The sequence below is a fragment of the Nonomuraea sp. NPDC005692 genome (assembly GCF_040631115.1).
Taxonomy (GTDB): Bacteria; Actinomycetota; Actinomycetes; order Streptosporangiales; family Streptosporangiaceae; genus Nonomuraea.
Genome location: NZ_JBEXYU010000002.1, coordinates 205,149 through 218,298, shown reverse-complemented (window position 1 = coordinate 218,298; position 13,150 = coordinate 205,149). Strand labels below are relative to the sequence as shown.

Sequence of the window (13,150 nt, the reverse complement as noted above, 5' to 3'; positions counted from 1 at the left end):
TTAGTACTTCAGCAGGTTGGCGTCGTCGACGGACGCGGACCTGCGGGTTCGGAAGATCGTCACGATGATGGCCAGGCCGACGACGACCTCGGCCGCGGCCACCACCATCACGAAGAACGCGATGATCTGGCCCTCCAGGTTGCCGTTCTGCCTGGCGAAGGTGACGAACGCGAGGTTGCAGGCGTTGAGCATGAGCTCGACGCACATGAACACCACGATCGCGTTGCGCCTGATCAGCACGCCGAGCGCGCCGATCGCGAACAGCACACCCGACAGGATCAGGTAGTGGGTCGTCACTTGGTCACCTCGTTGGTCGTCTCCTCGGCGTCATCCTCGGCCGTGTGCTTGATGGCCTCGGCGAGCTTCGGGTCCTCGGGGAGGTGGCCGTGCTCGACGTCGTAGCGGGCGATGTAGCGGTTGACCGACGACTCCGCGACCGAGCCGTCGGGCAGCAGTGCCGGCATGTCGATGGCGTTGTTGGTGGCGTAGGTGCCGGGGCCGGGCAGCGGCGAGGGACGCTCGCCGAGGAACCGGGCGCGCGAGAGGTCCTTCTGCGTGGCCTTCTCGGTGAACTTCTCCCGGTGCGCCAGGACCATCGCGCCCAGGGCGGCGGTGATCAGCAGGGCCGAGGTGACCTCGAACGCGAAGACGTACTTGGTGAACAGCAGCAGCGCGATCGAGCGAACGTAGCCGCCCTGCGCCGTGGCCTGCGCCAGGCCCGCCTCACCGGAGAAGATCGCGTTGCCGACCGCCAGGATGATCAGGACGGCGAAGCCGAGGGCCGCGAGGGCGCCCCAGAAGCGCTGGCCCCTCAGCGTCTCCACGAAGGAGTCGGAGGAGTCCACGCCCACCAGCATGAGCACGAACAGGAACAGCATCATGATGGCGCCGGTGTAGACGATGATCTGCACCGCGGCGAGGAAGGGCGCGTCCTGGACGGCGTAGAGCACCGCGAGGCAGAGCATCACGGTGCCGAGCATCAGCGCTGAGTAGACGGCCTTCCTGTTGAAGACCATGCCGAGCGCCGCGCCGACGGATACGACGGCGAGAACCCAGAATGTGATGGTCTCACCCATTGGTTCGTCCCAGCCGGTAGTAGTCCTCTTCGGTCTCGCCGAGCCGCATCGGGTGGGGCGGCTGCTCCATGCCCGGCGTCAGGTCCGCGAGGAGCATCTCCTTGGTGTAGATGAGGCTCTCGCGGCTGCTGTCGGCGAGCTCGTACTCGTTGGTCATGGTGAGCGCGCGGGTCGGGCAGGCCTCGATGCACAGGCCGCACAGGATGCACCGCAGATAGTTGATCTGGTATGTGCGCCCGTAACGCTCACCCGGCGAGAAGCGCTCCTCGTCGGTGTTGTCCGCGCCCTCGACGTAGATCGCGTCCGCCGGACACGCCCACGCGCACAGCTCGCACCCGACGCACTTCTCCAGCCCGTCCGGCCAGCGGTTGAGCTGGTGACGACCGTGGAAGCGAGGAGCCGTCGGCTTCTTGACCTCCGGGTAGTTGGTCGTGACGGGCTTCTTGAACATCGTGTGGAAGGTGACCCCGAAGCCCTTGACGGGGTTCAGCCAATCAGTTAGTCCCACTGGGAATCTCCTTGTGCTGCACCCCGTGGTAGTGCGGCAGATCGAGCGGCGGCACAGGGAAGCCGCCGGCCGTCGGCTCGTCGGACAGTTGCTCGAACTCGGCCTCCACCTCGGCCTTGCGCGCCTCCTTGCGCCGCTGGTTGACGGTGTCGAACCGCATCCAGATGGCCAGCGCGCCGACCACGATGACCGCGCCGATCACGATGCCGACCGTCTTGTTGCCCTCGTTGACGACCACGTTGCGAGCCGCGGCGACGAGCAGGATCCAGGCCAGGTTCACCGGGATCAGCACCTTCCAGCCCAGGGACATGAGCTGGTCGTAGCGCACGCGCGGCAGCGAGGCACGCACCCACACGATGAAGCTGAAGGTCAGCACGAACTTGATGAAGAACCACAGCACCGGCCACCAGCCCGTGTTGGCGCCGTCCCACAGGGAGATCGGCCACGGGGCCCGCCAGCCGCCCAGGAACAGGGTGACCGCGATGCCCGAGGCGGTGAAGGTGTGCAGGTACTCGCCCATCATGATGAGGGCGAACTTCAGGGACGAGGAGTACTCGGTCTGGAAGCCGCCGACCAGCTCACCCTCGCCCTCAGGCAGGTCGAACGGGATTCGGGCGGCCTCGCCGAACATGCAGATCACGTAGATCACGAACGACGGGATCAGCAGGAAGACGAACCAGCCCTGCTCGCCCTGCGCCTTGACGATCTCGGAGGTGGACAGCGTCCCGGCGAACAGGAAGATCGCCACGAACGACAGGCCCATCGCGATCTCGTACGAGACCACCTGCGCCGCCGACCGCAGACCGCCCAGCAGCGCGTACGGCGAGCGCGACGACCAGCCGGCCAGCACCACGCCGTAGACCGAGATGGCGCCCATGGCCAGCATGAACAGCACCGCCACCGGCAGGTCGACGAGCTGCAGCGGCGTCTGGACGCCGAACAGGTTGACCATCGGCGCGAACGGCACGATCGAGAAGGCCAGGAACGCCGGCACGACCATGATCACGGGGGCCAGCAGGTAGAGCACCTTGTCCACGGTCCGCGGGAAGATGTCCTCCTTCAGGCCCATCTTGATGCCGTCGGCCACCGACTGGAGCAGACCGAACTTGCCGGCCCGGTTGGGGCCGTAGCGGTGCTGCATCCGCGAGATCAGCTTGCGCTCGTACCAGACGCCGAACAGGATGCCCAGCATCAGGAAGGCGAACAGCATCACGGCCTTGATGATGGTGATCCACAGCGGGTCCTTGCCGAAGTCGGCGAGGGTGGGATCGGCCGCGAGAACGTGGGTCATGATGCGCTCCCGATCGTGACGATGTCGCCGGCCAGCGCGCGCAGGTCGCGCGTGACCGAGCAGCCGCCGGAGTTCGCCGGCACCCAGACCACCCGGTCGGGCAGGTCGGCGACGCGGACCGGCAGCGTGACCGCGTTGGGGCCGGGGCCGCCGACGACGAGCTTGTCGCCGTCGATGACGCCGATCTCGGCCGCCGTGGCCGCCGACACCAGCGCCTCGGTGGCGCGGGCGGTGCCGGCCAGGTACGGCTCGCCGTCCTGGAGCCTGCCCTCGTCGAGCAGCAGGTGCCAGGTCGCCAGCAGCGCCTCGCCGGCCGCCGGGGCGGCCTGGGCGCGGGTGGCGGTGCTCGGCGCGGCGACGCGGGCCCCGCGCCAGGCGCCGAGGCTGGACAGCTCACGCCGGACGGCCTTGGCGTCCGGCAGGCCGAGGTGCACGTCCATGCGGTCGGCGATGTTGCCGATGACGGCCAGGTCGCTCTGGATGCCGGGCACGCGCAGCGGCGCCTCGAACGAGCGGCCCCTGCCCTCCCAGTTGACGAACGTGCCGCTCTTCTCCTGCACCGCCGCGACCGGCAGCACCACGTCGGCGCGGTCGGTGACGGCGCTGGCGCGGATCTCCAGGCTGACGATGAACGGCGTGTTCTCCAGCGCCTCCAGCGCGGCGGCCGGGTCGGCCAGGTCGTGCGGGTCGACGCCGGCCACGACCAGCGCGTCGATCTCACCGGCGCGGGCGGCGGCGATGATGCCGTCGGTGCCGCGGCCGGGCACGGCGGGCAGCGAGCCCACGTTCCAGACCCTGGCGACCTCGGCCCTGGCGGCCTCGTCGTCCACGGGACGGCCGATCGGCAGCAGGTTGGGCAGCGCGCCTGCTTCGAGCGCGCCGCGCTCACCGGCCCTGCGCGGCACCCAGGCCAGCCGGACGCCGGAGCCGGCGCCCAGGCGGACGAGGGCCGACAGCGCGCCCGGCACACTGGCCAGCCGCTCGCCGGCCAGCACGATCGTGCCCTCGGCCAGCGTGCCGACCAGGTCGCCGATCGCGTCGGCCTCGCCGCCCGGGGCGGTGGCGATGAGCGTGCCGCCCATCTTGGCCAGCCCGGCGGAGGCGAACGGCGCGATCGCGGTGACCTTCAGGCCCTTCTTCTGCCACGCCTTGCGCAGGCGCAGGAAGACGATCGGCGACTCCTCCTCGGGCTCGAACCCGACGAGCAGCACGGCCGGAGCCTTCTCGAGGTCGGTGTAGCTGATCTCGATGCCCTTGCCGGCGACCGCGTGCGCCAGGAACTGCGCCTCCTCGTCGGAGTGCGGGCGGGCGCGGAAGTCGATGTCGTTGCTGCCCAGCGCGACCCTGGCGAACTTGCTGTAGGCGTAGGCGTCCTCGACCGTGACCCGGCCGCCGACCAGCACGCCGGCCCTGCCGCGGGCGGCGGCCAGACCCTCGGCGGCGACCGCCAGCGCCTCCGGCCACGAGGCGGGCACGAGCACGCCTTCCTCGTTGCGCACCAGAGGCGTCTTGAGCCGGTCGGGCTGGGTGGCGTAGGAGAAGGCCCAGCGGCCCTTGTCGCAGTTCCACTCCTCGTTCACCTGCGGGTCGTTGCCCGCCAGGCGGCGGGTCACCCGGCCGCGCCGGTGGTCGGTGCGCAGGGAGCAGCCCGACGCGCAGTGCTCGCACGCGCTCGGCGTGGACACCAGGTCGAACGGACGCGCCCGGAACCGGTAGGCCGCACCGGTGAGCGCGCCGACCGGGCAGATCTGCACCGTGTTGCCGGAGAAGTAGGAGTTGAACGGCTTGCCGTCGGCGACCCGGACCTGCTCCTTGGCGCCGCGCTCGAAGAACTCGATGAGCGGGTCGCCGGCGATCTGGTCGGAGAAGCGGATGCAGCGGGCGCACTGGACGCAGCGCTCACGGTCGAGCAGCACCTGCGTGGACAGCGGCAGCGGCTTGGGGAACGTGCGCTTCTGCTCCTGGAACCGCGACTCGCCCTGGCCGTTCGACATGGCCTGGTTCTGCAGGGGGCACTCGCCGCCCTTGTCGCAGACCGGGCAGTCGAGCGGGTGGTTCATCAGCAGCAGCTCCATGGCCCCGCGCTGCGCCTTCTCGGCGACCGGCGAGGTGAGCTGGGTCTGCACGACCATGCCCTCGGCGACCTCGATCGCGCAGGACGGCTGCGGCTTGGGGAAGCCGCGGCCGTTGCCCGCGTCGGGGATGTCCACGAGGCACTGGCGGCAGTTGGCCGCCGGGTCGAGCAGCGGGTGGTCGCAGAACCGGGGGATCTGGATGCCCAGCAGCTCGGCGGCCCTGATGATCAGGGTGCCCTTGGGGACACTGACCTGGAACCCGTCGATGGTGAGGGTCACCAGGGTGATTTCTGTTTCTACGACGGTCACTGCTCACCCCAGAGAGTGGACTTCTTCGGGTCGAACGGGCAGCCGCCGATCTCGAAGTGCTTGAGGTACTCCTCGCGGAAGTACTTCACCGAGGAGTGGATCGGGCTGGTCGCGCCGTCGCCGAGGGCGCAGAACGAGCGGCCGAGGATGTTGTCCGCGATGTCGGTGATCGTGGACAGGTCCTCCTCGGTGCCCTGGCCCTTCTCCAGGCGCTTGAGCACCTGCTTGAGCCAGTACGTGCCCTCGCGGCACGGCGTGCACTTGCCGCAGGACTCGTGGGCGTAGAACTCGGTCCAGCGCAGCACCGTGCGGACCACGCAGGTGGTCTCGTCGAAGATCTGCAGCGCGCGGGTGCCGAGCATCGAGCCCTTGGCGCCGACGGCCTCGAAGTCGAGCGGCACGTCGAGGTGCTCGTCGGTGAAGATCGGCGTGGACGAGCCGCCCGGGGTCCAGAACTTGATCTGGTGCCCCTCGCGGATGCCGCCGGCCATGTCGAGCAGCTCGCGCAGCGTGATGCCGAGGGGGGCCTCGTACTGGCCGGGCCTGGTGACGTGGCCGCTGAGGGAGAAGATGCCGAAGCCCTTGGACTTCTCGGTGCCCATCGAGGCGAACCAGTCGGCGCCGTTGCTGATGATCGAGGGAACACTGGCGATCGACTCGACGTTGTTCACCACAGTCGGCGAGGCGTACAGGCCCGCCACGGCCGGGAACGGGGGCTTGAGTCGCGGTTGACCTCTGAAGCCCTCCAGCGAGTCGAGCAGCGCCGTCTCCTCGCCACAGATGTACGCGCCCGCGCCGCTGTGCACGACGAGTTCCAGGTTGTACCCGGAGCCGAAGATGTCCTCGCCCAGGAAGCCCTTCTCGTACGCCTCGCGCACGGCCGCGTGCAGCCGGCGGATGACGTGCAGCACCTCGCCGCGCACGTAGATGAAGGCGTAGTTGGCCCTGATCGCGAACGCGGTGATGATGACGCCCTCGACCAGCGAGTGCGGGTTGGCCATCATCAGCGGGATGTCCTTGCAGGTGCCCGGCTCCGACTCGTCGGCGTTGACGACGAGGTAGTGGGGCTTGCCGTCGCCCTGCGGGATGAATCCCCACTTCATGCCGGTGGGGAAGCCCGCGCCGCCGCGGCCGCGCAGGCCGGAGTCCTTGACCGCCTGGATGACGGCGTCGGGGTCCATGCCCAGCGCCTTCTTGGCCGCCTTGTAGTCACCGCCGTAGCCGTCGAGGGTGAAGGAGTCGGCCTGGTCCCAGTTGGCGGTCAGGACCGGGGTCAGTGTGGTGCTCATGCCTCGGGGGCCTTCCATCCGTTGGCCTTGGCCACCTTCAGGCCCTCCAGCGAGGGGCCGGCGGCCGACGGGCCGTCGCCCGCCTGGTCGTCGGGCAGGCCCGCGAGCACGCGCGAGGCCTCCTTGAAGGTGCAGAGCTTCTTCGGTCCGCGGGTCGGCCGCACGTCCTTGCCGTCACGCAGGTCGTCGACGAGCTGCTTGGCCGAGGCGGGGGTCTGGTTGTCGAAGAACTCCCAGTTGACCATCATGACCGGCGCGAAGTCGCAGGCCGCGTTGCACTCCAGGCGCTCCAGCGAGATCTTGCCGTCGCCGGTGGTCTCCTCGTGGCCGACGCCGACGTGCTCGGACAGCTCGTCCCAGATCTCGTCGCCGCCCATGACGGCGCACAGCGCGTTGATGCAGACGCCGACGTGGTAGTCGCCGGCCGGCTTGCGCTTGTACATCGTGTAGAAGGTGGCCACGCCGGTGACCTCGGCCTTGCTCAGGCCCAGCATCTCGGCGCAGAACTCCTTGCCGTCGTCGGAGACGTAGCCGTCGGCCGACTGCACGAGGTGGAGCAGCGGCAGCAGGGCGGACCGCGTCTTGGGGTAGCGGCCGATGATCTCCTTGGCGTCCTGTTCGAGACGCTCGCGGACTTCCGGTGAGTAAGTCACCGGTCCACACCTCCCATGACGGGGTCGATAGAAGCCACCGCGGCGATCACGTCGGCGACCTGGCCGCCCTCCGCCATGGCGGGGAAGCCCTGCAGGTTGCAGAAGGAAGGCTCGCGGAAGTGCACGCGGTACGGGCGGGTGCCGCCGTCGCTGACGACGTGCGCCCCGAGCTCGCCCTTGGGCGACTCGATGCTCGCGTACGCCTGGCCGGCCGGGACCCGGAAGCCCTCGGTCACCAGCTTGAAGTGGTGGATCAGGGCCTCCATCGAGCTGCCCATGATGTGCGCGATGTGGTCGGGCGAGTTGCCGAAGCCGTCGGGGCCGAGCGCGAGCTGCGCGGGCCAGCCGATCTTCTTGTCCTCGATCATCACCGGGTCGCCCTTGAGCGGGCCGGCGATGCGGTCGAGAGCCTGCTCGACGATCTTGAGCGACTCCTCCATCTCCCGCATGCGCACGAGGTAGCGCGAGTAGACGTCGCAGCCGCGCTCGGTGGCGACCTCGAACTCGTACGTCTCGTAGCCGGAGTAGGGCTGCGACTTGCGCAGGTCCCAGGGCAGCCCGGCGGCGCGCAGGATCGGGCCGGTGATGCCGAGCGCCATGCAGCCGGTCAGGTCGAGGTAGCCCACGTCCTTGGTGCGGCGCACGTAGACGGGGTTCTCGTCGAGGAGCTTGCGGATGTCCTTGATCCGCTTGGGCATCTCCTTGAGGAACTCGCCCACCTTGTCGACCGCGCCCGCGGGCAGGTCGACGCTGACGCCGCCCGGCCTGACGTAGGCGTGGTTCATGCGCAGACCCGTGATGTACTCGAACAGGTCCATGATCATTTCACGGTCGCGGTAGCCGAAGAGGAACGGCGTGGTCGCGCCCAGCTCCATGCCGAACGTGCCCATCGCGACCAGGTGCGAGGCGATGCGGTTGAGCTCCATCATCATCACGCGGATGGCCTGCGCCCGCTCGGGCACGCGGTCGGTGATGCCGAGCAGCTTCTCCACGCCCAGGCAGTACGCGGTCTCGTTGAAGATCGGCGAGAGGTAGTCCATGCGGGTCACGAACGTGGTCCCCTGGGTCCACGTCCGGTACTCCATGTTCTTCTCGATACCGGTGTGCAGGTAGCCGATGACGCTGCGCGCCTCGGTGACCGTCTCACCGTCGAGCGTCAGGACCAGGCGGAGCACTCCGTGCGTGGACGGGTGCTGCGGGCCCATGTTGACGACCAGGCGCTCTTCCTCGGTGTCGCGCGCTCCGCCGACGACCTCGTCCCAGTCTCCGCCGGTGACCGAGTAGACCTTGCCCTCTGTCGCCTCGTCATAAGCGGTGCTCATGAGTAAGACCTCCTCTGGTCCGGCGAGGGGATGGTGGCGCCCCGGTACTCGACCGGGATGCCGCCGAGCGGGTAGTCCTTGCGCTGCGGGTGACCGTCCCAGTCATCCGGCATCATGATCCGGGTGAGTGACGGATGGCCGTCGAAGACGATTCCGAAGAAGTCGTACGTCTCCCGCTCATGCCAGTCATGACCAGGGTAAACGCCCACGGTCGATGGGATGTGCGGGTCGGCGTCCGGTGCGCTCACCTCCAGGCGCACGCGCCTGTTGTGGGTGATCGAGCACAGGTGGTAGACGGCGTGCAGCTCCTCGCCCTTCAGGTGCGGGTAGTGCACCCCGGAGACGCCGAGCGACAGCTCGAAACGCAGGGTCGGGTCGTCGCGCAGCTTCTGGCAGACCTCCACCAGGCGCTCGCGGCGGACGTGCAGGGTCAGCTCGCCGCGGTCGACCACGACGCGCTCGATGGCGTCGTCGAGGGCGAGGGCGTCGACCAGCTCGTCGAAGTAGCCGCCGTACGGGCGGGGCGTGGAGATCTGCGGCGCCCGGCGCACGACGAGACCGCCGTAGCCGGAGGTGTCGCCGGAGTCGTGCGCGCCGAACATGCCGTGCCGGGCGACGGGCGCCTCGGGGACGGCCGGGACCGAGGCGGCCTCGGGGGCCTCCCCGCCCTCCGGGCTTCCGGGAAGGTGGTCGGGCGAGGTCACTTTCCGGCCCCCTGGTCGATCAGCGGCAGCGTGCGCAGCGCCCGCAGTTCGAGGTCCTCGATCTGCTTGGCGCGGTGGGCGCCGAACTTCATGTTCTGGATCTTGTCGTGCAGCTTCACGATCGCGTCGATCAGCATCTCCGGCCGCGGCGGGCAGCCGGGCAGGTAGATGTCGACCGGCACGACGTGGTCGACGCCCTGCACGATGGCGTAGTTGTTGAACATGCCGCCGCTGGAGGCGCACACGCCCATGGCGATGACCCACTTGGGCTCGGCCATCTGGTCGTAGATCTGCCGCAGGACGGGCGCCATCTTCTGCGACACGCGCCCGGCGACGATCATGAGGTCGGCCTGACGGGGAGACGCCGAAGCGCGCTCCATGCCGAAGCGCGCCAGGTCGTAGTGGGGGCCACCGGTGGCCATCAGCTCGATGGCGCAACATGCGAGGCCGAACGTGGCCGGCCATACCGAGCTCTTCCGAGCCCATCCTGCGGCGGCTTCGACCGTGCTGAGGATGAACCCGCTGGGGAGTTTCTCTTCAAGTCCCATTTTCAGTCCCAGTCCAGACCCTTGCGGCGCCACACGTACGCGTAGGCGACGAGCACGGTGACGATGAACAGCAGCATCTCGACCAGCGCGAACAGCCCGAGGCCGGACGCGATGGTGTCGCCCGCGTCGTTCTTCAGCGGCGCGAAGGAGACCGCCCACGGGTAGAGGAAGATGATCTCGATGTCGAACACGATGAAGAGCATCGCGGTGATCATGTATTTGAGCGGGAACCGTCCGCCACCGACCGGCTGGGGCGTCGGCTCGATGCCGCATTCATAGGCGTCAAGCTTCGCGCGGTTCCAGCGCTTGGGACCGGTGAAGGGAGCGATGGCGACCGAGAAGATCGCGAAGCCCCCCGCGAGAACGGCGAGCACCAGGATGGGCACGTAAAGGTCCATCGCTACGCCTCCTCTGGAGTCGCCACGCGCGCGGGCGCGCAGCTTGATGTGTCTGTCGTGGGAATCATGCTGGTGGGGCGACCTTCGAGAGTGCGTTGATGATCATGTCGGACGCATCGCCTCGCCGGTCGGTGAGATTACCAAGGAGCTTGAGCGCGAAGCGCATCAGCCTCGGGTGTGGCAGGCCGTGCCTGGTCCCGAAGCTCATCACACCCGGCTTCCCAATCGCCTCGACGAACAACCTCCCTAGCGTGAAGTAGCCGCCGTAGGCGTCCTTCATCACCTGGGGGTAGGTCCTCAGGATCCGCTCGCGCTGTGCGGGAGTGGTGTCCTTGAGGGCCTTCGCGATGATCTCGGCGGCGATCTCGCCAGTCTCCATGGCGTAGGCGATGCCCTCGCCGTTGAACGGGTTGATGGACCCGCCGGAGTCACCCACGAGGATAAGACCCCGCGTGTAGTGGGGCTGCCTGTTGAAGGCCATCGGGAGAGCGGCGCCGCGGATGGGGGCCGTCATGTTCTCCTCGGTGAAGCCCCAGTCGGCCGGCATGGCCTTGCACCAGCGCTTCAACAGGTCGCGGTAGTCGATGTTGCCGAACTGGGCACTGGTGTTGAGCAGCCCGAGCCCGACGTTGGCGGTGCCGTCGCCGACCCCGAACACCCAGCCGTAGCCGGGCAGCAGGGTGTCGCCGTCCCACAGCTCCAGCCAGGTCTCCAGGTAGTCGTCGTCGTGGCGGGGGCTCTCGAAGTAGGTGCGGACGGCCACGCCCATGGGCCGGTCCTCCCGCTTGTGCAGGCCCATGCCGATCGCCAGGCGGGTGCTGTTGCCGTCGGCCGCCACGACCACCCGGCTGCGGTACGTCGCGCCGTCCTTGGTGCGCACGCCGACGATGTGCCCGCTGCGGTCGTCGAGCACCGGCCCGGTCACGGTGACGCCCTCCATGAGGCGCACGCCGTTCTTGACCGCGTTGGCCGCGACGATCTGGTCGAAGTCCTTGCGGGTGCGAACGAGCCCGAAGTCGGGGAAGCGCTCCAACTGCGGCCAGTCGAGCTCGAAGCGGTGGCCGCCGCCGACGACGCGCAGGCCCTTGTTCCTGATCCAGCCGGGCGCGTCGATGTCGACGCCCATGTTGAGCAACTGCTTGACGGCACGTGGCGTCAGGCCGTCGCCGCAGACCTTCTCGCGGGGGAACCTGGTCTTCTCCAGGAGGAGCACGTCGAGACCGGCCTGAGCGAGGTAAAAGGCGGTTGCGGAACCGGCGGGACCGGCGCCGACGACGATGACGTCAGCGTCAGCCTGTATGGCTGGTGGCACGGTCACTGGACTGTCCTGTCCTACACGCTCGAAGGCCTCGGGGTCTTGCGCCTTCGTTCCTTTGTGAACCCCTTCACAAACTTGTCGGCCCGCAGTCTACTGCTTTTCCTGTACATAGTGGCAGTCGGGGTACGGATCCCGGACACAAGAAGACCCTCCGTCGTCAACGAAGGGCCGGGCACGGGAACGTCAGACTTCGAACTCGGCGTTGCGCACTCCGGCGGTCGTGCTCCGGGCGAACTCGACGCACTCGCCGGCGGCCGCGCTGAGACTGCTCTTGCGCCATCCGTCCGGCGAGACAGTGGGGCCGCTCATCGGACGGACTACCTCCCGAGTCTCATTGGTCTGGACCAATGACGGTAGCCAACAGAAGATCGGCCGAGCCTGCAAGACACGCCGCGATAACCATGTCGTTACGATTGATCTCCCAACGACGCGAGGAATTCGCGCTATTCCTCCTCATCCATGGCGGTCGGGCGGGCCGGAGCACCCTGAGGGTGAGGTCGGGCAGATCGCTCAGCTCGACCAGGTGCTGGAAGCCGGTCGCGCATCCTGGCCCGGATCCTGCGTTCGACCTTGCCCGGCGGCCCGGTGCAGCTCGGCGGCGAGCTTCCGGCGGCGGAGTGCCGGATTGTTTTCTCCGGTCACCGGGGGCTCCTTCCGCGAAATCGCGGAGATACGCCCACAAAGTGCGATGGCAAGACCTGCTTCGTCCCGGAAAGAGTCCCTGTCGTCATCCCAGCGGGAATTGCACGGGGTCTCGCTCCGACACATCCTCAGGCAGCCCGCAAAGCCGAAATCGGATCGAAAGACGGAAGATGATTCCAGAAACTTTCGCGGACCGCCCGCCCGCGGCTCAGGCGGGCTTGAAACCCCGGTGAACGGCGACGATGCCCATCGTCAGGTTGCGCCAGGCGACCCGCTCCCAGCCGGCGTCGCTGATCGTCCGGGCCAGCTCCCGCTGGTCGGGCCAGTCTCTGATGGACTCGGCCAGGTAGTCGTAGGAGTCGTCGTTGGAGCCGAACACCTTGGCCACCTTGGGCAGGGCCCTCATCAGGTATTCGCGGTAGACCAGGTCGAACGGCCCGAACGTGACGTGCGAGAACTCCAGGATCACCAGCCGGCCGCCCGGCCTGGTCACGCGGAGCATCTCGCGCAGCGCCTGCGAGGTGTCGTGCACGTTGCGCAGCGCCACCGAGATCGTCACCGCGTCGAAGGCGTCGTCCGCGAACGGCAGCCGCATCGCGTCACCGGCCACGAAGGGGATGCCGGGCCCGCTCAGCGAGTTGCCGCCGTGCCGCTGCACGCCCGTGCGCAACATGCCGAGGGAGAAGTCGGAGGCCACCGCGCGGGCGCCCAGGCTGGTGAAGCTGTCGGTGGAGGTGCCGGTGCCCGCTCCCAGGTCGAGCACGACCTCGCCGGGCCCCGCGTCGACGGCGGCGGCCACGGCCTTGCGCCAGAGCCTGACCTGCCACAGCGAGGCCACGTCGTTGACCAGGTCGTAGCGCCGGGCGGTGCGATCGAACATCGCGGCGACCTCGTCCGGCTGCTTGTCCAACTGAGCGCGCGTCATGCGGACAAGAGTACTCACGCGGCCCGCGCGGTATTCGCCGGGCGTTACGGCCTTTGACCAGCCACCACCGGGCCGGCGGCGAGCCAGGCTCT

General features: G+C 68.5%; 14 protein-coding genes. All 14 read right to left on the bottom strand.

Features of this window, described 5'->3' with window-relative positions:
• Nucleotides 1–297 (bottom strand): NADH-quinone oxidoreductase subunit NuoK, encoded by a 297-nt coding sequence (nuoK, locus tag ABZ459_RS05835; RefSeq protein WP_352322504.1) that lies wholly within the window; start codon nucleotides 295–297, stop codon nucleotides 1–3.
• On the bottom strand, nucleotides 294–1,076 hold the full coding sequence (locus ABZ459_RS05830; protein ID WP_357966355.1) for an NADH-quinone oxidoreductase subunit J: 783 nt from the start codon (nucleotides 1,074–1,076) through the stop codon (nucleotides 294–296). Before ABZ459_RS05830 ends, nuoK begins: the two co-directional genes overlap by 4 nt.
• Nucleotides 1,069–1,584 carry an NADH-quinone oxidoreductase subunit NuoI gene (nuoI, locus tag ABZ459_RS05825; RefSeq protein ID WP_352357245.1) on the bottom strand — a complete coding sequence of 172 codons (516 nt, stop codon included), beginning with the start codon at nucleotides 1,582–1,584 and terminating at the stop codon, nucleotides 1,069–1,071. Before nuoI ends, ABZ459_RS05830 begins: the two co-directional genes overlap by 8 nt.
• On the bottom strand, nucleotides 1,571–2,875 hold the full coding sequence (gene nuoH / locus ABZ459_RS05820) for an NADH-quinone oxidoreductase subunit NuoH (RefSeq protein WP_352322507.1): 1,305 nt from the start codon (nucleotides 2,873–2,875) through the stop codon (nucleotides 1,571–1,573). Before nuoH ends, nuoI begins: the two co-directional genes overlap by 14 nt.
• Nucleotides 2,872–5,259, bottom strand: coding sequence for an NADH-quinone oxidoreductase subunit G (locus ABZ459_RS05815; RefSeq protein ID WP_357966352.1), 2,388 nt, complete (start codon nucleotides 5,257–5,259; stop codon nucleotides 2,872–2,874). The genes nuoH and ABZ459_RS05815 overlap by 4 nt, the downstream gene beginning before the upstream one ends.
• Nucleotides 5,256–6,548 carry an NADH-quinone oxidoreductase subunit NuoF gene (gene nuoF, locus ABZ459_RS05810; protein ID WP_352322509.1) on the bottom strand — a complete coding sequence of 431 codons (1,293 nt, stop codon included), beginning with the start codon at nucleotides 6,546–6,548 and terminating at the stop codon, nucleotides 5,256–5,258. Before nuoF ends, ABZ459_RS05815 begins: the two co-directional genes overlap by 4 nt.
• Nucleotides 6,545–7,201 carry an NADH-quinone oxidoreductase subunit NuoE gene (gene nuoE / locus ABZ459_RS05805; protein WP_189646992.1) on the bottom strand — a complete coding sequence of 219 codons (657 nt, stop codon included), beginning with the start codon at nucleotides 7,199–7,201 and terminating at the stop codon, nucleotides 6,545–6,547. The genes nuoF and nuoE overlap by 4 nt, the downstream gene beginning before the upstream one ends.
• The gene (locus tag ABZ459_RS05800) at nucleotides 7,198–8,523 is read right to left on the bottom strand and encodes an NADH-quinone oxidoreductase subunit D (RefSeq protein ID WP_357966348.1); all 1,326 of its coding nucleotides are present in this window, start codon (nucleotides 8,521–8,523) and stop codon (nucleotides 7,198–7,200) included. Before ABZ459_RS05800 ends, nuoE begins: the two co-directional genes overlap by 4 nt.
• Nucleotides 8,520–9,125, bottom strand: a complete 606-nt coding sequence (locus ABZ459_RS05795) for an NADH-quinone oxidoreductase subunit C (protein ID WP_357967442.1) — start codon at nucleotides 9,123–9,125, stop codon at nucleotides 8,520–8,522. The genes ABZ459_RS05800 and ABZ459_RS05795 overlap by 4 nt, the downstream gene beginning before the upstream one ends.
• A gap of 98 nt (nucleotides 9,126–9,223) precedes the next feature.
• A complete protein-coding gene (locus ABZ459_RS05790) occupies nucleotides 9,224–9,775 on the bottom strand; it encodes an NADH-quinone oxidoreductase subunit B family protein (RefSeq protein WP_352322512.1) in 552 nt (183 codons plus the stop codon).
• A gap of 2 nt (nucleotides 9,776–9,777) precedes the next feature.
• A complete protein-coding gene (locus tag ABZ459_RS05785) occupies nucleotides 9,778–10,173 on the bottom strand; it encodes an NADH-quinone oxidoreductase subunit A (protein ID WP_125643844.1) in 396 nt (131 codons plus the stop codon).
• Nucleotides 10,174–10,237: 64 nt separating this feature from the next.
• Complete coding sequence (locus ABZ459_RS05780; protein ID WP_357966345.1) at nucleotides 10,238–11,491, bottom strand: geranylgeranyl reductase family protein; 1,254 nt, start codon at nucleotides 11,489–11,491, stop codon at nucleotides 10,238–10,240.
• A 183-nt stretch (nucleotides 11,492–11,674) separates the two neighbouring features.
• Nucleotides 11,675–11,800, bottom strand: a complete 126-nt coding sequence (locus tag ABZ459_RS05775) for a DUF397 domain-containing protein (RefSeq protein WP_357966342.1) — start codon at nucleotides 11,798–11,800, stop codon at nucleotides 11,675–11,677.
• Nucleotides 11,801–12,341: 541 nt separating this feature from the next.
• A complete protein-coding gene (locus tag ABZ459_RS05770) occupies nucleotides 12,342–13,058 on the bottom strand; it encodes a demethylmenaquinone methyltransferase (protein ID WP_357966339.1) in 717 nt (238 codons plus the stop codon).
• Nucleotides 13,059–13,150: the final 92 nt, after the last annotated feature.

What these genes read in the sequence shown, in the direction of transcription:
- ABZ459_RS05775 (WP_357966342.1), bottom strand. Translation starts at nt 11,800, where the DNA reads ATGAGCGGCCCCACTGTCTCGCCGGACGGATGGCGCAAGAGCAGTCTC.
- ABZ459_RS05830 (WP_357966355.1), bottom strand. Translation starts at nt 1,076, where the DNA reads ATGGGTGAGACCATCACATTCTGGGTTCTCGCCGTCGTATCCGTCGGC.
- ABZ459_RS05770 (WP_357966339.1), bottom strand. Translation starts at nt 13,058, where the DNA reads ATGACGCGCGCTCAGTTGGACAAGCAGCCGGACGAGGTCGCCGCGATG.
- ABZ459_RS05785 (WP_125643844.1), bottom strand. Translation starts at nt 10,173, where the DNA reads ATGGACCTTTACGTGCCCATCCTGGTGCTCGCCGTTCTCGCGGGGGGC.
- ABZ459_RS05800 (WP_357966348.1), bottom strand. Translation starts at nt 8,523, where the DNA reads ATGAGCACCGCTTATGACGAGGCGACAGAGGGCAAGGTCTACTCGGTC.
- nuoH (WP_352322507.1), bottom strand. Translation starts at nt 2,875, where the DNA reads ATGACCCACGTTCTCGCGGCCGATCCCACCCTCGCCGACTTCGGCAAG.
- ABZ459_RS05795 (WP_357967442.1), bottom strand. Translation starts at nt 9,125, where the DNA reads ATGTTCGGCGCGCACGACTCCGGCGACACCTCCGGCTACGGCGGTCTC.
- ABZ459_RS05790 (WP_352322512.1), bottom strand. Translation starts at nt 9,775, where the DNA reads ATGGGACTTGAAGAGAAACTCCCCAGCGGGTTCATCCTCAGCACGGTC.
- nuoF (WP_352322509.1), bottom strand. Translation starts at nt 6,548, where the DNA reads ATGAGCACCACACTGACCCCGGTCCTGACCGCCAACTGGGACCAGGCC.